Below are 25,696 nucleotides of genomic sequence, written 5' to 3'. Positions count from 1 at the left end.
ATTCTAATTTAATTGCAAATTATAACTTAAATTAGACAGAATTTATAAAAATATTATCAAAACTTCAAAAGCATAACAAAGAGTTTAATATAAGATTGGTGCGTCAAACTCGAAAATAAACTACTGATATAACTTACTTGCTTATTTGACACACCCTGCACAATATTTAACCTAAAGTTGCTTCACCTCACTAACCAACTTAGCCACCATATCCTTAGCACTACCAAACAACATCGTCGTTTTATCCTTATAAAACAACTCATTATCAACACCAGCAAAACCAGCACTCATACCACGCTTAATCACAATAGTCTGCTTTGCGCGATCAACCTCCAAAATCGGCATCCCATAAATAGGACTACTCGCATCACTACGCGCCGCAGGATTGACCACATCATTAGCACCAATCACTAACGCCACATCAGCTTGTTCAAACTGGGGATTAATATCCTCCATATCGTACAACTGCGTATAAGGTACATTAGCTTCCGCCAATAATACATTCATGTGTCCCGGCATTCTCCCCGCAACCGGATGTATCGCATATTTCACATCCACACCCATGCGTTCTAGTTGATCTGCCAACTCCCGGACGCTATGCTGTGCTTGAGCAACCGCCATACCGTATCCTGGGACAATTACCACAGAACGAGCATATCCCAACATCATCGCCCCTTCTTCAGCATCAATACTGCGAACTGGTTGACTACTTGCACCACCACTAGCAGTAGCAGCAGCAGTAGAAACTGAACCAAAAGCACTAAATAAGACACTGAACAAAGAACGGTTCATAGCCTTACACATAATTTCTGTAAGGATTAAACCAGAAGCGCCCACCAAAGCACCGGCGATGATTAACATATTGTTCATCACCACAAACCCAGCCGCAGCCGCAGCCACACCGGAGAGGGAGTTCAACAGGGAGATTACCACCGGCATATCACCCCCACCAATGGGGAGGACGAACATCACACCCAATACCAAGGAAACAGCTACCACCGCTAAAAAGATGGGTAAACTATCGGGTGAGATGATTAAATATGCACTTCCGGCTAAATATGAACCCAACAGCAAGAGGTTAAATGGTTGCTGGAAAGGAAAGGTAATAGGAGTACCACTAACTAAACCTTGCAATTTGGCAAAAGCGAGAAAACTACCTGTTAATGTCACGCCACCGATTAACACATCCAATAACATGGAAATGTTGACATCGAGGGGGATAGGTTTAGAACTTCCTAACAACCGCCAAAATTCAGCAACTGCAATAAGTGCGGAAGATGCGCCACCCAAACCGTTGAGTAAACCCACCATTTGGGGCATTTCGGTCATTTGCACTTTGTAAGCTGCGATCGCTCCAATAATAGAACCAATCACCAAACCTATCAATATCATCTCGTAATTTAATACGTGCTGATCTAATAAAGTGGCAACAACAGCTAACAGCATCCCCACAGCAGCGACAAGATTACCGTTTCTAGCTGTAGCGGGAGAACCGAGTTTTTTCAAACCGAGAATAAATAACGATGCAGCGACTAAGTAAGTTAGCTGTATCCCAGTTGGTAAAAAGTCGCTCATGCTTTAACTTCCTTTTTCTTAAACATTTGCAGCATTCTGTCTGTTACTAAAAAACCACCGACAACGTTAACCATTGCCAATATCACCGCAATTAAGCCGAGAATTACTGATAAATTGGTGTTTCTCTCCCCAGCAGCTAATATTGCCCCAATTACGGAAATGCCGGAAATAGCGTTTGAACCGGACATTAAGGGGGTGTGTAATGTGGGGGGAACTTTGTTGATGACTTCAAAGCCGATGAAGGAGGCTAAGACGAGTACAAATAAGGCCGCAAGTAATGCTTCTGTCATTTTGATTTTGGAGTTAATGAGTTTCGAGCAAAGATGCAAAGGAGCAAAGACGCAAAGAGAAAATCTACAACACTCACGTAAAATCTCTCTCAAACTCTTCTTCCTTCGTGTTCTTCGTGCCTATGCCTATGGCTCCTGCGTCGCCACGCAAGCTATCGGCACGCTTCGCGAACGTGGTTCATTCAATCTATGTTTAGTTACACCGCTACTGCTTGCAAAGCATCCTTTACTCGTTGGTTTCTAATTTCTCCAGCGTGAGTAACGCAAGCTGCGTCAACGATGTCGTCACCAAAGTTGATTTGCAAGGCTTTGTCTTTAATCAGCAGTTGCATTAATGATGTGACATTCTTTGCATACAGTTGACTGGCGTGTACTGGCATTGATGAGGGTAAATTAATGGGGCCAATAATTGTTACACCATTCCAAACAATGTCTTTACCTGCTTCTGTACAAGCGCAGTTTCCACCTTGTTCTGCGGCTAAGTCTACTATGACTGAACCGGGTTTCATCTGAGCTACCATTTCTTGGGTAACTAGTTGTGGTGCTTTTCTTCCTGGTACTTGGGCGGTAGTAATCACCACATCAGAGTTTTTGACGTGTTCAGCGACTAGTTCCTGAGTGCGTTTTTTACTGTCTTCGGAGATTTCTTTGGCGTAACCACCAGCAGCAACGGTTTCTTCTTCTAGTTTGACTTCGACGAATTTCGCGCCTAAGCTTTGTACTTCTTCTTTAACGGCTGGGCGAATGTCAAAGGCTTCTACGACTGCGCCTAATCTTCTAGCAGTTGCGATCGCTTGCAATCCTGCTACACCTGCTCCCATAATAAATACTTTAGCGGGAGCGATCGTACCCGCAGCAGTTGTCAACATTGGGAAATATTTCGGTAATGCCGCCGCCGCAATCAATACAGATTTATACCCCGCTAGTGAAGCTTGAGAAGATAAAGCATCCATACTTTGCGCCCTAGTAGTACGGGGAATTAATTCCATACTCAAAGCAGTAATTTGACGATTTGCCAATTGTTGCGCTACGACAGGATTACCCAAAGGATTAAGAAAGCTAATTAAAACTGATCCTGGTTTGAGTAAATCTATTTCTGAGCGTCCATCTTCTCGTTCTTGTGGTGGACTTACTTTCAGCAATATATCAGCTTCACTCCATAATGTTGCTGCATCGCTGATAATTTTGGCTCCGGCTGCTTCATAGTCAGCATCACTGAAATATGCTTTTTCTCCCGCACCACTTTCTACTAAAATCTCTAAGCCTTGTTTTACTAACTTGGCTACTGTGTCAGGAATTAATGACACCCGACGTTCACAAACTTCAATTTCTTTAGCAACTGCTATTTTCATGAAATCTCCTGGAGATGAATACCTAATATCTGCTAACTATGGATGTACGTCACTTGTAGCCCCTAGACAGGCAAGATTATCCATAAATTTTGATAGTAGATTAAACTTTGAACTTTGTCTTTCCCATTCTTATTTCTCCCTGCAAAGAGAATCTTTGCGGCTTGCAGTTATAATTCCAGATGGTTGCAAACTAGTTTACTTACTGCACATCTTATGTTGATTTCCTGATATTATATCTATGTCTTCAGATTCTTTTCGGGATTGATAAGTTTTGATTTTGCTTTCTGACATTTTGAAGTATTCATCAAATTTCGCGAAATTGATATTTTTTCACTTAATTCTTAACTATTTATTCGCTCATTCCTGTTGTTACAAAATATTATCAATTACCAAAACACTGATAATTAAGCACCTTCATAGAAACACATTCAGATTTTAGATGATGCCTCTAGGATACAAAAAGTTATTTACATCACTTCTTGGCAGCTACCCCAGGCGGACAGAAAGTTTGAGTCTAACCAATTTATCGCAATTTAACTAGCGATCGCTAAAACCATATTTCAATTTTTATAAAAAAATGTCATATTTCTCAATATTTGTATATAATTTGAAACACAAACCAACCAAAAATCCATTTACAAATCTTTGTTGTCTCTACACCCCATACCCGACACCCGACACCATGCCTTGTTTTTACCTTCATTGTCACCCCGTCAGAGTAAAAAGGCACTTTTGCTTATATTTATCGTCCATTGTCAAGCATAGAGTAGTAAAGTTTAGTTAATAATACTAACAAAACTGTTACTTAAGATTACAAACATAATATTTACCAGAGGAAGCCTAACTATGCGACGTTTATTTTCTGCCTTAGCTGTGACTGGTTGTTTATTGACAAGTATTCCGGCTGCGACTTTGGCGCAATCACAGGGTTTTACACTATTTAGCGGAGTTAAGTCAGAAAATCAGCTGCCCTTCCGGTTAGATTTTGATGGACAAAGACTTGGTACTGATAGATATAGACTCAGACTACCCGCCAAAAAAATGAACTTGGCAGTTGCCCAATTTGCCATTACTTACCCTAATTATTACAAAGGCAGTTTTGATCCCAAAAATGTTGAAGTTAGAGTCAATGGTAAAAGCGTTCCCCTATCTGAAGTTAAATGGGAGAAAGAAGGACGGGTAATTGAAATATTTCCCCAAGAGCCAGTACCTGCTGGTACGAGCGTTGAGTTAGTGCTATCTAATGTGCAGAATCCCCCCTTTGGCGGAATTTACTATTTTAACTGCCAAGTTCTCTCCCCAGGACAGGTGCCACTACTGCGTTATCTCGGCTCGTGGATTATCAGTATTTCTTAACAAGGGAACAGGGAACAGGGAACAGGGAACAGGTGAGAGGACAAGGAGCAGGGCGCAGGGAGCAAGGGGGAAACTCTTCGCCTCCTGCCTCCTGCCTCCTGCCTTCTGCTTTCTGCCTATCCCAGTCCCCAGAAACTCTATCCAGAAATATGTTCCTATCGCCTGTAAAGTGGTAAGATAACAGATTGTGACTTTTTATAAAAATCGTCTAAGAGGAGAACGGTATGCAAAGAACATTGGGCGGTACTTGCCGTAAGAGAAAGAGAACCTCTGGTTTTCGCGCTAGAATGCGGACACCAGACGGCAGAAACGTGATTAGTGCCAGAAGAAGAAAAGGCCGTCATCGTTTGAGCGTTTAGGGTAGATCCAGCAAATAGTAGAGTAGCTGTGGCTTTGCCCAAAGCATATCGATTAAAATCCCGCAAGGATTTTCAGGCGGTTTTCCGGGAAGGAATTCGGTGTCATAGCTCTCATTTCACTTTGAGAGCTTTAAAACCGTCACGTCCAAAAGATCCTTGTTTGGATCATGGCGCTATGACTATACAATCAAGTAGCTGTGAAGATTTAGCCAGCACAAAAATTGGCGTTTCTATTAGCACCAAAGTCAGTAAAAGAGCAGTAGTTCGCAACCGCATTAAACGGCAAATTACAACCGCATTGTATCAATTATTGCCTAAATTTTCTCCAGGATGGCGGCTAGTAGTGATTGTTAAGCCAAAGACAGCAGAATCTGAGTGCGTAAGCCAACAATTTCTGCAAGAATTAGAGCAGTTGTTGGTAAAAGCTGAGGTCATAAATGGGTATTCGTGAAGAAATTTATTATGAAGGTGGCCCCCATATTGGGGATTTGATTCTCAATATATTGATTGGGCTAACCGTGGTTGGTTTACCATTAACTGTTGGGGCAATTGTGAGAGCGTTGTGGCTGCGTTTCCGGATTACTGACCGACGCGTTGGCGTAACGGGTGGTTGGATGGGACGCGATCGCACTGACGTAATTTACTCAGAAATCGTCAAAGTCGTCAAAATCCCCCGTGGAGTTGGCTTATGGGGAGATATGGTACTTACCCTCAAAAACGGTACCCGTTTAGAAATGCGTGCTGTTCCCAACTTTCGGGAAGTTTATGACTACATTAATGAAAAAGTTGCTGCTAAAAATCCCCAATATACTCCTACTTCCAAGTAGTCATTCATAAACTGTGTATATCAAGACCAATCAAACTGGGAAAATACAGCAGGAGTCAGGAGGGGGGAACGGCCGTTCGCCCGTACAGGAGTTCAGTAGAAAGAATTAATTTTTCTCCCCCTGCATCCCCTGCTCCCCCTGCTTTCTTCCCTGTGCGGCTATCCGTAGCAAAGGTTAGTCGCTAATAAATCACGATTTAGATAAATTAGATTCAGTTCAGTTTACAGTACCTTGGGTTGGATTCAGAATAATGGATTTTGGTATCGGGTTTCTCTCAAACAACGTGATGCTGCCAATCATAGACTTCTTCTATGGTTTTTTCCCCAGCTATGGATTAGCGATCGTTGCCTTGACATTGATAATCCGCTTTGCGCTCTACCCCTTGAGTGCTGGCTCGATTCGCAGTATGCGACGAATGCGGGTTGTGCAGCCTGTGATGCAAAAGCGGATGGCGGAAGTCAAAGAACGCTATAAAGATGATCCGCAAAAGCAGCAAGAGGAAATGGTCAATGTTCAAAAAGAATTTGGCAACCCCTTGGCAGGATGTTTGCCGCTGCTGTTACAGATGCCTGTCTTACTAGCACTGTTTGCTACTTTGCGGGGTTCACCATTTGCAGGAGTTAACTACTCCGTTAACCTGCAAGTCTTCCCAGCCGAACAAATCGAACAAATTCAACCCCAAGCTTTTGCCACTCCTCCGCAAAATATTTATATTGCTGATGGGGAACACACAAAAATTACTGCTATTCTTCCCAGTGGTAACAAGTTGGCTGTGGGAGAAAAAACTAAGATTCAATATCAGACAGTAGAAGGTAAACCCTTTGATGCCCTATTGGCAGCACATCCAGAAACTAAGTTAACCCCTGAATGGAAAATTACCAAAGGGGAAGAAAGGGTCAAAATTGATGCCGATGGCAATATAGAAGCCTTACAGCCAGGAGATGTCACCATACAAGGTACAATTCCTGGACTGGCAGCAGATAAAGGATTTCTGTTTATTGATGCTTTAGGTAGGGTGGGTGCAATTGATCCCGATGGTACAGTTCACTGGGATATTGTGGCCATGATTGTCTTCTTTGGTATCAGTCTTTACGTTAGCCAAATGCTTTCTGGGCAGAATTCCAGTGGTGGTAATCCTCAACAGGATACAGTTAACAAAATCACCCCTGTGATTTTTTCGGGGATGTTTTTGTTCTTCCCTCTGCCAGCTGGTGTACTGATGTACATGGTAATTGGTAACGTTTTCCAAACCCTGCAAACCTACATTCTTTCCCGCGAACCTCTATCGGAGGAATTGCAAAAGTTGGTGGCTATTCAGGAGAAGGAAAAAGAAGCAGCAACCGCAGAAGCTAAGACTTTGCCCTTTGAGCCAAAAAGTTCTAAGAAAAAGGCTACAGGCTGATTATGAGTGACATTTCTATGCAGCGTGGTGAAGAATGGTTAACACAATTGCTGCAACTCACTGGGATTTCTACTGGTGTTAAAGGTAATTTAGGGGCTGCTCCTGCTATTGGGGCAGACTCTCAAGAACCTGATAGCTATTGGTTGACCATTGATGAAACGAATTTGATGCCAGAACAAATCAAGGTGGTGATTGGTGCTGGTGGTTCTGTGCTAGATGCGATGCAGTATCTAGCAAATTCGGTGCTTAATGTGCATCAACCAGAGCATGAACAGGCATCTTATACCATTGAGTTGAATGGCTACCGCGTCAGACGACAAGCGGAAATTAGTGCTTTGGCAAAAACAGCGGCTCAAGAAGTGCGTTTTTCTGGACGAGAGGTGGAAATTAAATCTCTCAGTTCGGCGGAACGTCGTCAAGTTCACAGCTTTTTGCAGGACTTTCCTGATTTAGAAACCTTTAGCCGTGGCAAAGAACCCCATCGTAATTTGGTAGTTCGTCCTGCCACTGAACCACCAACAGATCCTGGCTATTAAAGCTAAAATCAAAGATGTACTAACAGCAATTTTGCTGATCATCAATCATAATTTTGCGTGAGGATGTCTCACAAATCCTATGGACGCTATTTTTATTCCGCAGCTAACTAAAGCCCCGGAGCGAACAGAGGAAGTTCAAGTTAATGAGTCTCTGCCTGGTCTGGAAACTTTAACCCCGGTGCGTGGAACTATTCGCGTGCAGCATCAGGGGAATTATTTAGAAGTTTCTGGTCAGGCAGAAACAATTATCACTTGTACCTGTAACCGCTGTTTGCAGCAATATAATCAACGTTTGGCTGTTAATACTAAAGAAATTATTTGGTTAGATGAAAAGGCTAATCAAACGGAACACTTGCCTTTAGAAATGGAAGTGGCTATAGAAGATTTAGTGGAAACGGTAACACCCGATGGTTATTTTTATCCTAGTGAATGGCTGTATGAGCAAATGTGTTTAGCTATTCCTCAGCGCCAGTTGTGCGATCGCAATTGTCCAGGTATTTTGGATAAAGTTGCTGGTAGTTCTGAGGAGATTGTTGATAGTCGTTGGTCTGCTTTGCAAAGCTTGAAAAAGCAACTTCCAGAATAGTATTTTTAAAGGGTTTGAAATGCTGGATTATTCCTCATTTCTTCCCTATGTATTCGGTTTTTTTTATAGATTATTCTCTTGAATATAAAGATTATCTTATTTCGTAAAGTTTATATTATTTATTGATTCTATGTTATATTCTGGTTCATTTTCTGCATAACATTGATTTAAGTTATTTAAAGAAAAATTTTCCCAATTTTCTCTTTCTTCTGTATCGGGTTCTAAAACAATAGGAATAATAAATACTTTTGTTCCTTCAGGAATAGATACGGGATCTACTAATTCTATTTTCCCATTTTTAACAATTGCTAAATGTCCTGATGTCATTGTGTTAGCCCCATTAAAATTCAGCCAAGCCACGGGAATATTTTACTAATGCTAAACATTCTTTAATATCATCACCAACCCACCTTCCAGCATGGTATAGAATTGATTTACCTGATCCTTGACGATGGGGTGGATGAGGTTGTGATAATTTGGTAGACTGTTTGTTTTTTATTGTTCGGATAATATTTAGCATTTCTATAAGCCCTGTTTCTGACATAATTTTATCTCCTTGCTCTTGTACTATGATAAGTTATTTAGAGGTTAAATGCGATAAACAACTACAGTAACTGACTATGATAACAAACCAACCTGTTGCTATTGATTTATTTGCGGGTGCTGGAGGCTTTGGTTTAGGTTTTAAGATGGCAGGTTTTTCTATTCCTATATCTGTTGAAATTGATGCTTGGGCTTGTGATACGCTGCGTTATAACCAGCCTGGAATGACAGTTATTCAAAATGATATTCGTAATTTTAATACCCTAAGTAGTGTTAAAGAAATCTGTCTCTACAAACCGGATATTATTATTGGTGGTCCTCCATGTCAAGGTTTTAGTATTGCTGGACCAGCCGAAAAAGACCCGCATGATCCTAGAAATACTTTATTCATTAACTTTGCTCAGTGGATAAATTTTCTGGAACCTAAAGCATTTGTCATGGAAAACGTGAAAGGTTTACTGTCACGCAAAAATAGTGAAGGAGTAAAGGTAATAGATATTATTAAGAAAACTTTTGAAGATATCGGCTATTTTGTAGAAGTATGGTTACTCAATTCGGCTGAATATGGTGTACCCCAAATTAGAGAGCGTGTCTTTATTGTCGGAAATAAACTAGGTAAAAAATTAGGAACTCCGCAAAAAACACATTCCCTAGATTTATTAACTATTAATAGTTATCAATTATCGTTTGAGGAAATAAATTTAATTCCTGCTATTAACTTATGGGATGCAATATCAGATTTACCTCCACTTAATGCACGAGAAGGTAAAGAAGAACAACCCTATATATTAGAATCTCAAAATCACTATCAGCACTGGATCAGAAATGGTAGTAAAATACTGTATAATCATGTAGCAATGGAGCATTCTAACAGGTTGGTAGAACGTTTTAAACAAATCAAATGGGGTGAATGTAGTTCAGATGTCCCAAAAGAATATGGTGCTAAACGCCGTAGTGGAAATGGTGAATTATCTGGTACAACTTATGATCAAAATAACCGACGTTTAAATCCTTATAAACCAGCCCACACCATAGCAGCTTCTTTCTATGCTAATTTTATCCATCCTTTCCAGCATCGTAATTTGACAGCCCGTGAAGGTGCGCGTGTTCAATCTTTCCCTGATACTTATCGTTTTTTAGGAAAGAAAACTGTTGTATCTCATAAGTTATTACAAAGAGAAAATAGATTTAATGAAAAGTTTCTTTGCCAGTACAATCAGATAGGTAATGCTGTACCCCCCCTTCTGGCTAAAGCAATTGCACTTCATCTTCAAGAAAAATTAGACCTATGTCCACAACTGATAGAAACCCTTTAGTTCATGGTTCAAATCTGGAACAAAAGGAAAATCACCGCAAAAAATACAGAGATCCTGAAAGCAGAAAATTTATCCAAGAGATTAGAATTGAGTATGATAAATGGCATTTAGCCAATGTTGAATTAGTTGGACCAACATCAACACCTGCTAAAAATGATGATGCGATTATTTCTAAACGAGTAGAACTTTTATCAACATATAAAGATTTTTTAGATCAACAACATTATGCAGAGAAGTTTGACTCTCGTTCTAATCTTCACTCTAGTGTATTGGAAGAATTTCTTTATTATTTGTTTCGAGATTTAGCAAAAGATTTTGGAGAAAATGCTCTCATTGGCAAATCCCATACTTTTAAAGATATTTTCTTTGTACCTCCAAAATATGCTGAGATGTTAAAACGCCCCTATGCACGTATTGAAAAGAAAGACCATAATTTTGTGATTGGTGCAACTATTGAAGCATCATTTGAAGCAGTTACACCACCAGAGGAAGAAGAAAATTCTGGTGAAATGCTAACACTTCTTAAAGAAGAACCTGAAAACTATACAGAAGTTACAGTTATAGGTAACACAGAAACTCATATTTTTGATATTCCAGTTATTGTGATTGAATGTAAAACTTATCTTGATAAAACTATGTTGGAAGGTTCATCACGAGCCGCAGAGGATTTAAAAGCAAGAAATCCCAATAGTTTGTATATTGTATTAATGGAGTGGATAAAGTTGACAAGTGATGTCAATCTTCGGAAGTACAAGGTTGATCAGATTTATGTACTACGTCAGCAGAAAAACACTGATAGAGAATTTAGGTATGAAGAAAAATATATTAAAAATCCAATTAATCCAACTGTAGTTCAACATTTATTCCATAAAGTACGGAAGCATTTAACAATGGACTGGACTGGAGGAATTGAATATGGGATACAGCGTGGTTGGTTAATTGAAGAATAGTTATTTTTAGTCGGTTTTAACGGACTTCCGCTATGAGGCTGGGAATTCATTCCCAGACGGATAAGACTACTAAACGATAATAACGATACTACCTCTTATTCTCTCCTCCTCCTTTGCGTCTTTGCGTCTTTGCGTGAGATAAAACCCTTCTTCCTTCGCTTCCTTCGCTCCTTCGTGGTTCATTACCTTAAAAATAGGAAAATAACAAAAACCACCAAAAACCCAGATCATGAACTTCCGAGACGAATTTAAACTCCTCCTCCGCGCCCGCTACCCGCTAATTTATATCCCCACCTACGAAGAAGAACGAGTAGAAGCCGCCATCCGCGAAGAAGCCACAAACCAAGGAAACCGCCCCGTTTATACCTGGGATTTTGTCGATGGTTATCAAGGAAACCCCAACGATGCAGGCTTTGGAAAGCGCAACCCCTTACAAGCATTGGAATTTATCGAAAAATTACCAGCTTCCGCGCCTGCGGTGTTGATTCTTCGGGATTATCACCGCTTTTTAGATGATGTGGCTATTTCTCGTAAACTCCGCAATTTAGCCAGACTCCTGAAATCTCAACCGAAAAATATTGTTTTATTATCACCACGCATCGCCATTCCTGACGACTTAATGGAAGTGTTGACGGTGGTGGAATTTCCCTTACCCGCAGCACCAGAAATTAAAACCGAAGTAGAACGGTTATTACAAGCCACTGGTAACTCACCATCTGGTAAATTTCTTGATGACTTGGTGCGTTCTTGTCAAGGTTTATCAATGGAACGGATACGCCGAGTTTTAGCCAGGGCGATCGCATCCCACGGAGAATTACAACCAGAGGACGTTGATTTAGTTTTGGAGGAAAAACGCCAAACTATCCGCCAAACCCAAATCCTCGACTTTTACCCCGCCACTGAGCAGATTTCTGATATAGGAGGACTTGATAACCTCAAAGACTGGTTAATTCGTCGGGGTGGTTCATTCACAGAACGAGCGCGACAGTACGGATTACCGCACCCCCGTGGTTTAATGTTGGTGGGTATTCAGGGAACTGGTAAATCTTTAACAGCAAAAGCGATCGCCCATCATTGGCATTTACCCTTATTACGCTTAGATGTGGGGCGGTTATTTGGTGGTTTAGTCGGTGAATCGGAATCCCGCACTCGCCAAATGATACAAGTCGCTGAAGCCCTTGCACCCTGCGTATTGTGGATTGATGAAATTGATAAAGCTTTTTCGGGGTTGGGTAGTAAAGGTGACGCGGGAACAACTAGCCGGGTATTTGGGACATTTATCACCTGGTTAGCAGAAAAAACCTCACCAGTGTTTGTTGTTTCTACCGCTAACGATATTCAAGCTTTACCACCGGAAATGCTGCGAAAAGGTCGATTTGATGAAATTTTCTTTGTCGGTTTACCTAGTCAAGAAGAGAGAAAAGCCATTTTTAACGTCCATTTATCCAGATTGCGTCCCCACAATTTGAAAAGCTATGAAATTGATAGATTAGCCTACGAAACTCCTGATTTTTCCGGTGCAGAGATTGAACAAACGTTAATTGAAGCGATGCACATTGGTTTTAGTCAAAATCGTGATTTTACCACCGATGATATTTTAGAAGCTGCTAGTCAAATCATACCTTTGGCGCGAACAGCGGTAGAACAGATTCAAAAACTGCAAGAATGGGCTGCTGCGGGTAGGGCGCGTTTGGCTTCTAAGCATAGTTCTTTGAGTGAACGCATTCAACGCCAACTGTAATAATATTTTAGTCGAAATTACTTAATCAATAGTTCATAGTCTAATGATCATTTACTATGGACTATTGATGAAAACAGGGACTGGGGACAGGTGACAGTTGACAGGTGACAGGTGACAGTTAAAAATTTACCAATCACCAATTACCACTAACTAAAGGATATAAATATGCTTTCTGGTTTCTTTAAACTTATACTTGGTTTTTTATTAGCGATCGCTGTTTTATTAGGTAGCGGACTCACGATAGCTCTCTATTTTGTCAATCGCACTGCCATACCCCCGGAAAAACCTACATATGCTAATGATAATCCCAAACCCAAAGCTGACAAACCAAAAGTCGCTGAGGTAAAAGACACATCTACCCCCAAACCTACTCCTACTTCCACTCCCAGTCCTACTCCTACTCCCACTGAATCACCTGATTCATTACCGCCTGGGGCTTACAAAGCTGTTGTAACTTGGCCTCAAGGCTTGAGTATGAGAGATAAACCAACACTGGATGCTCAAAGTGTGGGTGGGGTTGGTGCTAATGAGAAATTGATTATCTTAGAAGAAAGCCAAGATAAAAATTGGCAAAAAATTCGTATTGAAGGTACTGATAAAGAAGGTTGGGTTAAAGCAGGTAATACTAAACGAGTTGAATAATAAAAAGACTCACAAGAACAATCACAAATACAGCAGATTACAGGTAAATGAAGTGCAAAATTTAAATCAAAAAATGGCTACCGCCACGCTGTGCTATTAGAGGATGTTTGAAAAGTTTTTGGCGAATATAATATGGCTGATGCCTCCGGCACGCTACCGCGAACGCCACGCTGGCGCGAACACTACTACACAAACTAAGTCTACCTCCGTGGACTAATGAAAAATAAAGCTTTTGAACCCACGCAGATGGGTTTTGTCTGTGTAGGCGGAATTTCTAATCGCTCACGGTAGTATGAATTTAGACTTTTCAAACACCCTCTTAAGTATAAAGCTGATTTTACTCCTGACTCCTGAATTTTGCTGTATTTAGTAATTATTGTGTAGGAAATTTTTGTTCCCATCAATTCTATAAAATATTGTGAGACACACGTAAATCCACGCTTGTGGAAAGACTGTAAGACTCGTTGGTAATTGTACTAAAAATTAGGTTTTTGTTAAATAATAATTTTCCTCCACCACAACGTAAGCTTGACGGGGGAGTATCAATCGGGTGATATGCTCTCAGCATCCTCGTGGCTTCTTCAGATGATAGGGGGTGACTAAAAAGATACCCTTGCATAACTTCACACTCAAGGATTCGCAATAAATTGAACTGTTCTTCAGTTTCGACTCCTTCCGCAACTACTGCTAAATTCAGTCCATGTGCTAAGGCAATTATCGCTGTTGTAATCGCTGTCTGATTATCACCATTAGCGAGATCACGCACAAAAGACTGATCAATTTTTAAGGCATGAATGGGAAAGTCTTTTAAATAACTGAGAGAAGAATATCCTGTACCAAAGTCATCTATCGATATAGTCACTCCTATCTGATCTAATTCTTTTAAAATCTTTCTAGTCAATTCCACATCTTGCATAGCCACAGTTTCAGTAATTTCTAACTCTAAATATTTGTGTTCCAATTTAGTTTCTGATAGAACTTGTTCTACCATGTCAACTAAGTTAGGTTGCTGAAATTGTCTAGCTGAAAGATTCACAGCCACTGATAAAGATGGTAAATTTAGATTCTGCTGCCAAGATTTGTTTTGTAAACAGGCAGTTTTCAAAACCCATTCGGAAATTGGTAAAATTAATCCAGTTTCTTCAGCAATAGGAATAAAAGTAGCCGGTGGAATTAAACCTAATTCTGGATGTTGCCAACGCAGTAGAGCTTCCATTTTAGTAATTTCACCCGTAGAACTGTTTACTTGCGGTTGGTAGTAAACTTTAAATTCTTGCCTCTCTAAGGCATGGTGCAAACTATTTTCTAAAATGAACAATTCTGTAGCTTGGGAATTGATAGCTGGGTGATAGAGTTTGTAATTATTACGTCCCTGTAATTTTACACGGGATAATGCCGCATCAGCATTTTTAATCAGAGTTTCTGCATCTTCTCCATGTTGGGGATATAAAGCAATACCAATACTAGGGCTAATATTTAAGTGGTAATTATCTATTTTAAATCCTTCTTTAAAAGCTGCGAATATACGCTCTTGGATAAGATTTACATCCTTGCTATCACTAATTTCTGGTAAAATAATAGTGAACTCATCCCCTCCCCAACGCGCAATTATATCACCAGGACACAGACATTCCCTGAGCCGTTGGGCAACCATTTGTAATAATTGATCACCAATAGCATGACCTAAACTGTCGTTAATTTTTTTGAATCGGTCTAAGTCTAAAAAACATACGGCCAGAGTATGACTATGACTGACTTTTTTCAAAGATGCCATGAGTAGATTATGAAATAGGACTCTGTTTGGCAAATTAGTTAAAGTGTCATGTAAAGCTTGATAATGAATTGTAGCTGATGCTAATTTTTCCGCAGTGATATCACGAAAACTCCAAATCTTGCCAATATTTTTTTCACCAATATGCTGTTGTTGGTAATAAGGATTAAATACTCTTCCATCCTTAAAAAGGATGAGATCATTAATTTTAATATCCCTATTTTGATTTAATTCTCTTAATCTAGACAGATAATATTTGGGATTATCTAGTTTTCTCATGGCAATTCTTAGGGCTTGTTTGTAATTACCTGATTTTATTAATAATTCCGTAATGCCCCACATCTGAAGAAAATTTTGATTAAAACCTATAATTCTATCTAGACTATCTAAAATTAAAATAGCGTCTTTAGTAGACTCTAGAGTTGCTTTTTGCAAAACCAGGAATTTTTCTAATTCTGTTTGGATTCTTTGACGTTCAGCCTTTTCCATTTGTAATTTCTTTGCCAAATATTCGGCTGAATTTACTTGGTCTATCTTCGTATTTTGATATTTTTCGTTTTTTTCATGACTAAATTGTGGTGAGAGAAAATTAAAACTATGCCAGATAATTAACTGAATCCCTAAGCAGCTGATTACCCCAATCATAAAAATTATCATATTAGTCTTTGCTTTAGTAGAATGCTTCTGATTTGATTATTTTTGTATTGTTGATTTTGCATAATCCATTAAGATTTATTATTTTTACCTTGGTAATGCGTCCCTGAATTCAAAATAAGCTGATGTGCGGCTAAATTGGATATGACGATATTCGATACAGAAGGTTCAACCTGTCTTCACTTTTGACTTTTGACTTGCTGTTGTGCATTTTTAATACACAACAGCTTACCTGCCAGTAATATGCTGTATCTTCCAGTTTCTACACATCTGGAGATATCTAAGCCTTTAATCTTCAGACATGGCATAGCTATCAGTGTTTTCACTAGCATATCAAGATCAGGTATATTTTATCTAACTCGAAATTTCCGGATTCAATTTTCTAAGAATATAAAATACTGTTAAAAGTATTCTGGTAATTTGCTCATTAGCTAGAATCCAGACAGAAGCAGGGTCTCAAAAAATAACTTTTTAGTAAAAAGCAACCATATTATAAGCAATGTTATTGCCGTGCAGTTCTAACTATTTGCCAGTGGTATTTAGGGTATAACATAAGTATTATCACGAATAAACCTGTCTAATGTCAAGGTAGTTTAAATAAACTATGATATTTTATACTTAAGACACCAATATGTATTCCTGTACTTAAGTAACCAATACATACGTATTCATTTGCAGCAAGACTTACAAAGAAGGCAGGAGGCAGAGGGCTGTCTTGCTGGAGGGAAGAAGTATGAATTAAAACTTTAGTTCTGGGTCTCAAGCCCAGTTTAAAAGAGGAATTGTATCGAGACGCATAGCGCCAGATACAAAGCGTCCTTGCTTCAATCCCACGTTTTAAAACGTGGGTTCCTCCTGCCTCCTGCCTCTTGAAGCAACTGGCATATTATAATAGCCATGGACAGGGTGGTTAGGACATCCATTGATAATGAAACTGCCACTACAAAAGGGTTTTACTCCTGACTCCTAACTCCTGCTATAGTAGGGTGTGTCAGATCTTAAAAATCTGTTTATTGACAGGATTTATGCACTCTAACGCACTCTACAAGAGATGATGTGACACTTGCGTAAGTCCTATGAAGAAAAAGTTAAGGTGTTGGCTGATACAAGAGCAGTTGGACGAGTATCAAATTGACAAAGATAAATGTGAACCTTGCTGAGTTTTATTAACTTCTATCCGGGCTTGAAAAGCTTCTTTGAGGTGGGGAATATGAGTTACAGTCAGGATACAAGCGAAATCAGCAGCGATCGCATTTATTGCCGCAATCAAGCGATCGCAGCCTTCTGTATCTTGTGTACCAAACCCTTCATCTATAATTAACAGTTGCAGTGCAGCACCTGCACGCTGCGCTAATAATTTCGCCAACGCTAATCGAATCGCAAAGTTAATTCTAAACGCTTCCCCCCCAGAATAAGTTTCATACGCTCGCGTTCCCCTCGCATCAGCAATTAAAATATCTAAAGTATCAATCAACTTGGCATTTTTCCTGGTTGACTTGCCACTTCTTCCTGCTTTTTGGGTGACAAATTGTACGTGCAATTGATTTGCACTCAAACGCGAAAGTAGTTGATTTGTCTCAGCTTCCAGTTGTGGTAACACATTCTCAATCATCAAAGCTTGGATACCATTTTTACCAAAAGCTTGCGTTAATTCCTGATAAACGCGCTGTTGCTGTTTACAATATTTTAATTGTTCCTGCTCTTGTTCATACTGATTTTGCAGCATTTCTAACTGATGTACCCGCTGTTCTAAACGCCCCAAATAAGCTATTTTTTCATCCAGTTCCCGGCGGCGAATTGCTATTTGCTGCTCTAAAGCATTAATTTGCTCGATGGGGTTAGCAGTAGCTTTTAATTGCTCCTCAATAATGTCAATTTGACTAGCAAGTTTTTGCTGCTCTACTAATCTGCTATTTTTAGAAGCTGTTAAATCCTCTAACCTTTTCGCAATTTGGGGATATTGCTGTTGAGCAGATAATAACTGTTGATAGCGCATCTGCCAAGATTGAAACTCTCTTACACCTTGGCGTAAGTTGTTGTGTTGCTCAGAACTGTAAGCAATTTCCTTGATTTCCTGTTCCAAGGCGTTTATTTGTCTCGCTATATCCGAATCTGTTTGTTCTGACTGAATTGTGGCTTTAAATTCGTGAATACTAGCTTCTAGTTCTGGTTTTCGCGCTGCTAGTTGAAATTGTTTTTTCTTGGCATCTTTAATCTGCGCTTGTTTTATTTCTGCCCACCGCCAACGCTCAACTTCACTTCTAGCCAAAGCGTGGTCTCGTTCATTGTAATTGAGTTGTTGTAAATTTTGGTCTAACTCTTGAAGTTCTGCTTGCTGATCAGGTGCATAATTACCTTGCAAAGAACACTCTAAATTTTGCTTTTCTGCGGCAATTTGTTGTAGCTGTTCTTGAATATCTGCTGTAGCTTGCAACTGAGCGGCTAATTGTCCCCGTTGTTCCCGCAAAGCATCATAAGCTGCTAATTGCTGGGATATTTCCCTGTATTCCTGCCTTAATACCTGAATTTCTCGGTCAGAAACCGCCATCTGTTCCCGCACTACCCAAAATTGCCCTTGAGTATCTTCGTATTCAAGTTGGGTTTTTTGGATAACTCGACTCCAGTGATGCTCATCTAGAGGACGTTCACACAAGGGACACAAAGCATTAGGATTTTGGAGCATTTGTATTTTTTGCTCTAATTCTCCCAGCAATTTCTCGTAGTCTCGTTGGTGAGCTTGTAAACGTTCAATGAAGTGCCGACGTTCATGTCCTTTTTCCTGCACCCTTTGCAAATAAACGCGTTTTTTCTCCAACTGTTCAATCTGAATACCCACATCCATCACGGCTTGTTGCAACTGGGGTTGGCGGCGATTTTGACTTTGAAGTTGATTTTCTGTAGCTTGCAACTGTTCCAGACGCGCCACTAAACTAGCATGAGTGCGATCTAACTGACTTTGTAAATTTGCTCGTTGTTGCAATAAAGGATTTACTTGCATTTGCAATTGATCCAAATAATTGAGATGCTCACGAGCAGCAGCTAATTGCGATAAAGCTGGGTCTACTTCTGCGGCTTTGGTGAGAGTTTGTTGAAGTTCTCGCTCTTGTTGTTCTAAAGCTTCTAACTGAGCTTCGGCTTGTTGCAGTTGGCGTTCAAGAGATTGGATTTGTTTAGCAAGCTGTTGTTGCTGTTGTTGGCGTAAACTAATAGCGCGGGTATGTTGTTCAAATTTAGCAGCAAAAGCTTCTTCTTGAGATTGCAGACTTTGATATTGAGCGTATCCGGCTTGAATTTGGGCTGATTGATTTAAAATAGATTCTAAATCCGCTAATTGGGATTTGACAACTAACTGATCTTGATGTAGGCGATCGCCATCTTGACTCAGATTTTGATATTGATGCCTCACAAAACTCAGTTTTTCTGCTAAATTTTGGCGTTGGTGTTGAGCAACTTGCAAACTTTGTAATTGAATATTATCAAAAGCTTGCTGTTGTTGGAGTTGATTTAGTTGAACTTCTAACCCTGCTCGTTCGGCTTTGGTTGTTTCCCGTTGTTGGAGTTGAGATTTGATATTATCCAAAGAACGCTCTAACTCTTCCGCCCGTCCTTTATACTGTTTAGAATTGTCCTTAGCCCGTTCTTCCAATTGATCATATTGATTAAGTTTTAACAACTCCGCTAAAATTTCCTTGCGTTCCGTAGGACGCTTGAGCATAAATTCATCGGCTCGACCTTGACGCAGGTAAGCAGAATTAATAAAAGTCTCGTAATCGAGCTTGATATGTTGTAAAATTACATCCTGCGTTGCTCGCACCCCTTTACCAGTTAGAGGACGAAAGCCAGCAGGAGTTTCAATTTGAAATTCCAGAACGCTAGTTGCACCCCGAAGACGGGTACGAATCACCCGATATTTCTGCTGGTTATTGTAGAAAGTAAAATCAACTCTGACTTCTTTTGCGCCAGAATAAATCACGTCATCTTCTACAGTGGCACGGCTTTCACCCCAAATAGCCCAAGTGATAGCTTCCAGAAGAGAAGATTTACCCGCACCATTAGAACCACAAATACAAGCCGTATGCAAACCGCCAAAATCTAAAGTTGCATCACGGTAACTAAGGAAGTTTTTCAGGATAAGTTGGACTGGGATCATTCAGGCTATAGCGCCATATCTACAATTTTTATAATTAACAGTACAGATGCACTTTTTGTTAGTTTAGCTATCTAGATCTCAGCTTTCTAGTCTTGAAGACATCAATTTTACAAAAATTTACAATTCACTAATTAAAATAACTAAACCTGAAATGAGTTTCTTCCATCCTCCCATCTTTGAAAATTTCCTGCCTAAAGGCGATCGCACACCAGCATCTTTCTAGAGAGAAGATTTTAAATTAGGGTTGATCAGACAATAGGCTGATAACGCCAGCGTGGCATCCCCCACAAAACACTCTACATCCTGATGTTGCCTGAATCTTAGGCTTTTTGGCAAAATTGAGATATTCCCATGTCATCTATCAGATTCAGGATTTACTATGTATTGGTTGGTCTCTAAACCTCAATTGTATACGTCAAATTAAAGATGTAAAAACGATTTTTTGGTGTTAAATGTTGAGTATTGCTCAAATTTGTTACATTAAACCCACAGCAACAATCATCAGTTGTTGTCCTAATTCATGCAGGAGTGAATGTGAATACTATGTTTCTACGTAAAAATCTTTTTTGCTTGCCAAGTCTAGCAGCCTTAACAGTTTTAGCTAGTAGCCTCTCTGCAACTGCTCAAACAACCCAGCCCCCTACGGCTGTAATGCCTGAGAACCAGGAAAGCACAGAACTCACCACAACCACTGTGTCCGAAGTAAAACAGTTTCCCAACGCCGCTACAGAAAAAACGCCTAATCGGACAATCATACCCGTTCCAGGCACAGTGGCCACCTCATCAATAATGCTGACTTCTGAAGATACAGAGCCTACATCCCAGCCATCTGCTGCTCAAGTAGCACAGCCCAATCAAATAGCACAATCCGATATTGATCTAGGAAGACCTACCCGTGGTGGTAGCAGCTATATTGGCGTTGCTGGCAACATCGGTTTAAGTGGTGGAGATTCAGCCTTAGCCGATGGTAATTTCACAGTCATCAGCAAAATCGGTTTCACAAGGTCTTTATCAGCAAGACCATCGGTAATTTTAGGAGATGATACTACATTTCTTATTCCTCTCACCTACGATTTCTCCTTCCAGCAGGTAGGAGATCCCCTTGCTGAACCTTTACCTATTGCTCCTTATGTGGGAGCGGGTGCAGCCATTAAAACAGGTGATAACTCTGAAACTGCTTTACTAGTAACTGGTGGTATTGATATACCTCTAAATAATAGATTCACCGCCACAGCCGCTGTAAATGCTGGATTTTTTAATCAAACTGATGTCGGTGTGTTGTTTGGCGTTGGTTACAACTTTAGCGGTTTTTAATTGACTAGGGACTGGGGACTGGGGACTGGGGAGATGGGGAAAATAAGATATTATCTCCTGCTTCCTGCCTCCCGCCTCCTGCTTCCTGCCTCCTGCCTCTACTTAGGACTAACCTTGTCTATCACCTTGATTTTGCCGTCATTTTCCACAGTCCACACATCGTAGACACCAATTACATCACCGTTAGCATCGACATCCACATCACCGCTGGCACCTTGGTAATTAATCTTTTTCCCTTCTTTAAGTAGCTTCAGTCCTGCACAAACATCACTCACAGGTGTACCATCACCAGCAGAAACTTCCCGAATTTTACTAGCAATACCTACACCTGTATTTTCCTTGGCTGCTTGGGCTGCTAATACCAACAAAGCCCCAGCATCCCAGGCTTGAGGTGCGTATTCTCCTGGCGTACCGCCTTTTTTGTCTTTCCACAATTTATTAAAGGCTTCTAAACCTTTACCACTGGAACCGGGAACTGTACCTATCGCCCCAGATAACAGATATTTGCCATCAGGACCTTTACCTACTTGTTCAGGGAAACTATCTGATTTCACTCCGTCAGTCAGCATGATCTGTACTCCCTTGGCTACACCTTGCTGGTAAGCAGCTTTAAGGAATAAACTACCTGTTTCCGCATACATAACCGCTAATACAGCATCAGGTTTACCAGCGAAAGCAGCACCCGCTTCTGTTTCAAAGGTTTGGGCTTTGGGGTCATAGCGGACAGGTTTATCTTTATTAACTACGGTTCCACCCAATTTTTCAAAAGTTTGCACAAATGCTTTTTCAAAACCTACGCCATAGTCGTTGTTGATGACGACTGTAGAAACTCTTTTAAAACCTTTTTTCTTAGCAAGTTGGGCTAAAGCTAATGCTTGGTAGGTATCTGGAGGAGCAGTCCGCGCCCAATATCCTTTAAAATCGCCTTTTTGGGCTTTTTCGGTAAATACGGGGCTGGTACTACCAGGGGAAACTAGCATGACTTTGTTAGGAGCAGCAACTGAGATAGCAGCTGTAGAAACGCTACTAGCAAAGGAACCAACTACACCAGCAACTTTATCCACCGTTGCTAGTTTGGTCATACCTGCTGCACCGGTTTCGGGTTTGGTTTGGTCGTCTACTTCTACTAATGTGACTTTTTCTCCGTTGACACCACCGCAAGCGTTGACAGTTTCCACCAGCAGGGGAACTGAACCAACCATTTGTTGTCCGATGGAAGCTAAATCACCTGTTGTTGGTAATAAACTGCCTATTTTTAAGCCTTTAGCACTAGCAGCCGTGGTAGTGGTGTTGGCTGCTGGGGTGGCGGTAGTTCCGTTGCTGGCCACACCATTGGTTGTGGTGGTATTTTCACAAGCGCCTAAGAGAAAACCACTGGCTAGGGTTGCCATACTTAAAGCCAGGGAAACACTAAATTTTGCCATATATTCCTTCACGCCTCTCAAGTTGAGAAGCTTGAAAATCAATTATCAAACTAACCCGTCAGTTTAGCTGGAAATGACTCAAGCTCCAAGGGTTAAATAATAACATCAACCTTTGAAAATATAGGAATAAAAGCTAAATCAAAACAACACTCGTGAATCCGTTCAATTCCGAGGACTGTTGAAACTTATAAACGGAGAAGGAGGGATTCGAACCCTCGGATGGACCTTACGATTCCATCAACAGATTAGCAATCTGCCGCTTTCGACCACTCAGCCACCTCTCCAGAGGTAATACTTAATGATGTTAGCAGAGAATTTTTGGTTAGTCAATAGTTTTTTTGTCAGTGGTCAGTGGTCAGTGGTCAGTGGTCAGCTAGTAGTTACTAATGACTAATGACTAATGACCAAGGACCAAGTTATAAAACTTGCGATCGCATCCAAGCTGCTGGCAAGGTACGCAATTTTTGCCACTGGGGAACATAAGCACGTTGACTGAACACTTCATAATCATTGCGCTCAATCACATCTAAAATCTGTCCATATAGCATAGATGCTGCCCAAACTGGCCAACGGGCATCAGGGGCGAGATAGCTAATTCCCTGATCGGCTTTGGTGTAATATTGGCGGGCGCGATCAATTTGAAACTGCATCAAGGAACGCCAACGGTCGTCTAAAATACCTTGAAAAAGTTCTTCTTCGCTATAGTTGAATTTAGCCAAGTCTTCTAGGGGGATATAGATTCTGCCCCTGCGTGCGTCCTCACCCACATCGCGGAGAATGTTGGTCAGTTGGTTGGCTATACCCAAGGCGATCGCTTCGTCTATGGGAAGATAAGGTTTTTTATTTTGATACCAGGGTGCTGTATAGAGGCTGGTATCTATACCCATAATCGTGGTTGACATCAAGCCGACAGTGCCAGCAACCCGGTAGCAGTAGAGATACAAATCTTCAAACTTTTCATAGCGACTGCGGTATAAATCCATGCGCTGACCAGCAATCATATCCCGAAAGGGTTGAATTTCCAGGGCAAAGCTTTGGAGTGTGTCTACTAAAGCTACGTCGTAATTATCTAATGGATGTCCCGCAAAAATTGATTCCAGCTGCTTTTCCCATAGGTCTAGGGTTTCTGGCGTGGTTATAGCAGATGCGGGGCCATCTACTAATTCATCTGTGCGGCGACACCAAGCGTATATTGCCCAAACAGATTGACGCTTTGCCGGACTCATCAGCAATGTACCCAGGTAAAAAGTTTTGGCATACTTGGCTGTGAGTTCCTGACAAAGTTTGTAGGACTCATCTACAGAGACCAGCGTTTTCATGCGCGGGGGGGAATCAGGCAGTTGCAGCATTCGTTGCGGGCAGTCGAGTTAGCGTTTGCAGGTTAGAAGAGTTTGCTACCGATGGCGCTATGCTATCGGAGATCGCCTGTGCTGTTAGCTTACCAGAAAGTACTGCTCCCTCCATACTGCCTAGATAGCGTTGCATGGTGTAACTCCCGCTCAAAAAGAAGTTGGCTATAGGAGTTTTTTGGGGTGGACGGTACTGTTGACGACCAGGGGTCGCTTTGTAAACTGAACGCGGCGTTTTGACGACGTGAGACTTCAGCAGTTTTGCCGGGTTGTCTCCTTTAAAGTGGTCAGGAAAGAGTTTTTCCAACTCGGCCATAGTAGCCCAGACAATTTCCTCGTCAGATTTGCTAATCCAATCTTTGGCGGGAGCTAGAACTAATTCCAGCATTGAGCGAGAGGGGTGAGCATATTCGCGACAAGTGTTGCTCATATCAGCATAAACGCTGAGGAGGGGCGATCGCGAAAAAAGTAGGTGATCAATGTCTGTTAACTTCCGATCAAACCATAGATGGAGGTTAATTACTGGTACACCTTCTAAACCTTCTAGCTTTTGGAAGAATTCCATCTGCTTCCAAGGTTCTGGCAACATAACTTTTAATGGGTCAACCGATATGGCTGATACGTAAAAGTCTGCTGTCACTTCTTCATCTGGCTCCCCATTTAACCCGCGCAACAATAACCCTTTTACTGTACCATCAGGGTTGAGCAAAATCTCTTTTAAGGGCGCATTTAGTCTGACTTGTCCACCTCGTTCGGTAATGTAATCAACGATAGGTTGGCAGAGTCGTTCTGTGGGAGAACCATCCAAAAAAGCAATTTTAGAGCCGTATCGTTCTTGTAAAAAACGATTGAGGGCGGTTAATAAAATTGTAGAAGAAACTTCATCGGGGTTGATAAAGGTTAGCGCCTTAGAAGCAGCAATAAACACATCACTGGCGACCCTATCACCAACACCTTGTCTTTTTAACCAATCTGAGAAGCTGTACTTGTCCATCTCCTCAACATACTTTTGGCCGCGAACTATGGCTGGAAGCAAACCAATGGCGAAACGAATCTTCTGCTCCCAAGTCAACATATCATTGTTACGAATAATTGAGGCAATGATATTAAATGGAGAAGGAATATCGGGAACATCAAAACGTGATAGTGTTCCGGGCTTATCGGGTTGATTAAAAATCAGTGTATGCTCTTTCCACTGGAGTCGGTCTTCAATGCCCAACTCTTTAAGTAGTTGCAGCATATTGGGGTATGCCCCAAAGAAGGCGTGTAACCCGGTTTCGTACCAGTCGCCGTCAGAGTCTTTCCACGCTGCCACTAGACCACCCAATACATCCCTACGCTCCAAGATAATGGGTGTGTGGCCTGCATCTATTAGATATTTCGCGCAGGAAAGTCCTGCTAAACCAGCACCAGCGATAGCAACTCGCATTTAAACCTACTGTTTTTCAATATTTCTTAATGGTTTCCTGGTTCTCATTATACGTTGCATTCTGTTACATTTGGCCTAGCTTGGAGAAAATGCAGGGGAAGAGGTGACTGGTGACTGGTGACTGGGGACA

Annotated in this window: 23 protein-coding genes and 1 tRNA gene; 12 read left to right on the top strand and 12 right to left on the bottom strand. The window is 40.9% G+C overall.

Annotated features, from left to right (window positions below):
* Positions 1–171: 171 nt before the first annotated feature.
* The 3 genes from H6G06_RS02240 to H6G06_RS02230 form a co-directional block, all read right to left on the bottom strand.
* Entirely contained in the window at positions 172–1,575 is a 1,404-nt protein-coding gene (locus H6G06_RS02240; RefSeq protein ID WP_190556636.1) for an NAD(P)(+) transhydrogenase (Re/Si-specific) subunit beta, read from the bottom strand.
* Entirely contained in the window at positions 1,572–1,865 is a 294-nt protein-coding gene (locus H6G06_RS02235; RefSeq protein ID WP_015214883.1) for an NAD(P) transhydrogenase subunit alpha part 2, read from the bottom strand. The genes H6G06_RS02240 and H6G06_RS02235 overlap by 4 nt, the downstream gene beginning before the upstream one ends.
* A 197-nt stretch (positions 1,866–2,062) precedes the next feature.
* Positions 2,063–3,217 (bottom strand): Re/Si-specific NAD(P)(+) transhydrogenase subunit alpha, encoded by a 1,155-nt coding sequence (locus tag H6G06_RS02230; RefSeq protein WP_190556634.1) that lies wholly within the window; start codon positions 3,215–3,217, stop codon positions 2,063–2,065.
* Positions 3,218–4,063: 846 nt separating this feature from the next.
* Between H6G06_RS02230 and H6G06_RS02225 the strand changes: the two genes are divergently transcribed.
* The 7 genes from H6G06_RS02225 to H6G06_RS02195 all read left to right on the top strand — a co-directional run bounded on the left by H6G06_RS02225 (position 4,064) and on the right by H6G06_RS02195 (position 8,283).
* The gene (locus H6G06_RS02225; protein ID WP_190556632.1) at positions 4,064–4,573 is read left to right on the top strand and encodes a DUF2808 domain-containing protein; all 510 of its coding nucleotides are present in this window, start codon (positions 4,064–4,066) and stop codon (positions 4,571–4,573) included.
* Between the two features lie 224 nt (positions 4,574–4,797).
* Entirely contained in the window at positions 4,798–4,932 is a 135-nt protein-coding gene (gene rpmH / locus H6G06_RS02220) for a 50S ribosomal protein L34 (RefSeq protein ID WP_015209090.1), read from the top strand.
* A 28-nt stretch (positions 4,933–4,960) separates the two neighbouring features.
* Positions 4,961–5,383 (top strand): ribonuclease P protein component, encoded by a 423-nt coding sequence (rnpA, locus tag H6G06_RS02215; protein WP_190556630.1) that lies wholly within the window; start codon positions 4,961–4,963, stop codon positions 5,381–5,383.
* Positions 5,370–5,759: a PH domain-containing protein gene (locus H6G06_RS02210; protein ID WP_190556628.1), complete on the top strand. Its 390-nt coding sequence runs from the start codon at positions 5,370–5,372 to the stop codon at positions 5,757–5,759. The genes rnpA and H6G06_RS02210 overlap by 14 nt, the downstream gene beginning before the upstream one ends.
* Before the next feature lie 250 nt (positions 5,760–6,009).
* Entirely contained in the window at positions 6,010–7,161 is a 1,152-nt protein-coding gene (gene yidC, locus H6G06_RS02205) for a membrane protein insertase YidC (RefSeq protein ID WP_190556626.1), read from the top strand.
* A 2-nt stretch (positions 7,162–7,163) separates the two neighbouring features.
* Positions 7,164–7,697 (top strand): Jag family protein, encoded by a 534-nt coding sequence (locus H6G06_RS02200; protein ID WP_190556624.1) that lies wholly within the window; start codon positions 7,164–7,166, stop codon positions 7,695–7,697.
* 79 nt (positions 7,698–7,776) lie between these two features.
* Positions 7,777–8,283: a YceD family protein gene (locus H6G06_RS02195; protein ID WP_190556622.1), complete on the top strand. Its 507-nt coding sequence runs from the start codon at positions 7,777–7,779 to the stop codon at positions 8,281–8,283.
* Positions 8,284–8,379: 96 nt separating this feature from the next.
* Here H6G06_RS02195 and H6G06_RS02190 read toward each other — a convergent pair whose 3' ends face one another.
* Positions 8,380–8,643 carry a glycosyl hydrolase family 31 gene (locus tag H6G06_RS02190; RefSeq protein ID WP_338422899.1) on the bottom strand — a complete coding sequence of 88 codons (264 nt, stop codon included), beginning with the start codon at positions 8,641–8,643 and terminating at the stop codon, positions 8,380–8,382.
* On the bottom strand, positions 8,624–8,827 hold the full coding sequence (locus tag H6G06_RS02185; RefSeq protein ID WP_190556620.1) for a hypothetical protein: 204 nt from the start codon (positions 8,825–8,827) through the stop codon (positions 8,624–8,626). The genes H6G06_RS02190 and H6G06_RS02185 overlap by 20 nt, the downstream gene beginning before the upstream one ends.
* Positions 8,828–8,903: 76 nt before the next feature.
* On the opposite strand from H6G06_RS02185, the gene H6G06_RS02180 reads away from it, so the two are divergent.
* The 4 genes from H6G06_RS02180 (at position 8,904) to H6G06_RS02165 (ending at position 13,475) form a co-directional block, all read left to right on the top strand.
* Positions 8,904–10,142 (top strand): DNA cytosine methyltransferase, encoded by a 1,239-nt coding sequence (locus H6G06_RS02180; RefSeq protein WP_190556618.1) that lies wholly within the window; start codon positions 8,904–8,906, stop codon positions 10,140–10,142.
* A complete protein-coding gene (locus tag H6G06_RS02175) occupies positions 10,115–11,092 on the top strand; it encodes a Bpu10I family restriction endonuclease (RefSeq protein ID WP_190556616.1) in 978 nt (325 codons plus the stop codon). The genes H6G06_RS02180 and H6G06_RS02175 overlap by 28 nt, the downstream gene beginning before the upstream one ends.
* Positions 11,093–11,321: 229 nt before the next feature.
* Positions 11,322–12,833 (top strand): AAA family ATPase, encoded by a 1,512-nt coding sequence (locus H6G06_RS02170; RefSeq protein WP_190556614.1) that lies wholly within the window; start codon positions 11,322–11,324, stop codon positions 12,831–12,833.
* A 165-nt stretch (positions 12,834–12,998) separates the two neighbouring features.
* Entirely contained in the window at positions 12,999–13,475 is a 477-nt protein-coding gene (locus H6G06_RS02165) for an SH3 domain-containing protein (RefSeq protein ID WP_190556612.1), read from the top strand.
* Positions 13,476–13,881: 406 nt separating this feature from the next.
* On the opposite strand, the gene H6G06_RS02160 is transcribed toward H6G06_RS02165, so the two are convergent.
* The 3 genes from H6G06_RS02160 to sbcC all read right to left on the bottom strand — a co-directional run bounded on the left by H6G06_RS02160 (position 13,882) and on the right by sbcC (position 20,050).
* On the bottom strand, positions 13,882–15,903 hold the full coding sequence (locus H6G06_RS02160) for a putative bifunctional diguanylate cyclase/phosphodiesterase (RefSeq protein ID WP_190556610.1): 2,022 nt from the start codon (positions 15,901–15,903) through the stop codon (positions 13,882–13,884).
* A 176-nt stretch (positions 15,904–16,079) separates the two neighbouring features.
* Complete coding sequence (locus H6G06_RS02155) at positions 16,080–16,232, bottom strand: hypothetical protein (RefSeq protein ID WP_190556608.1); 153 nt, start codon at positions 16,230–16,232, stop codon at positions 16,080–16,082.
* Positions 16,233–17,026: 794 nt separating this feature from the next.
* On the bottom strand, positions 17,027–20,050 hold the full coding sequence (sbcC, locus tag H6G06_RS02150; RefSeq protein WP_190556606.1) for an exonuclease subunit SbcC: 3,024 nt from the start codon (positions 20,048–20,050) through the stop codon (positions 17,027–17,029).
* Between the two features lie 543 nt (positions 20,051–20,593).
* On the opposite strand from sbcC, the gene H6G06_RS02145 reads away from it, so the two are divergent.
* Positions 20,594–21,364, top strand: a complete 771-nt coding sequence (locus H6G06_RS02145) for a hypothetical protein (protein WP_190557226.1) — start codon at positions 20,594–20,596, stop codon at positions 21,362–21,364.
* A gap of 98 nt (positions 21,365–21,462) precedes the next feature.
* Here the strand turns inward: H6G06_RS02145 and H6G06_RS02140 are convergent, their stop codons facing one another.
* The 4 genes from H6G06_RS02140 to pds all read right to left on the bottom strand — a co-directional run bounded on the left by H6G06_RS02140 (position 21,463) and on the right by pds (position 25,566).
* Positions 21,463–22,788, bottom strand: coding sequence for an ABC transporter substrate-binding protein (locus H6G06_RS02140; RefSeq protein WP_190556604.1), 1,326 nt, complete (start codon positions 22,786–22,788; stop codon positions 21,463–21,465).
* Between the two features lie 192 nt (positions 22,789–22,980).
* Positions 22,981–23,072: transfer RNA gene (locus H6G06_RS02135), tRNA-Ser, on the bottom strand.
* Positions 23,073–23,204: 132 nt separating this feature from the next.
* Positions 23,205–24,137, bottom strand: a complete 933-nt coding sequence (gene crtB, locus H6G06_RS02130) for a 15-cis-phytoene synthase CrtB (RefSeq protein ID WP_190556602.1) — start codon at positions 24,135–24,137, stop codon at positions 23,205–23,207.
* Entirely contained in the window at positions 24,121–25,566 is a 1,446-nt protein-coding gene (pds, locus tag H6G06_RS02125) for a 15-cis-phytoene desaturase (RefSeq protein WP_190556601.1), read from the bottom strand. The genes crtB and pds overlap by 17 nt, the downstream gene beginning before the upstream one ends.
* Between the last annotated feature and the right edge of the window lie 130 nt (positions 25,567–25,696).

This window comes from Anabaena sphaerica FACHB-251 (assembly GCF_014696825.1).
Classification (GTDB): domain Bacteria; phylum Cyanobacteriota; class Cyanobacteriia; order Cyanobacteriales; family Nostocaceae; genus RDYJ01.
Note: the sequence above shows the minus strand (reverse complement) of the source record. Positions and strands in the feature narration are given on the sequence as shown.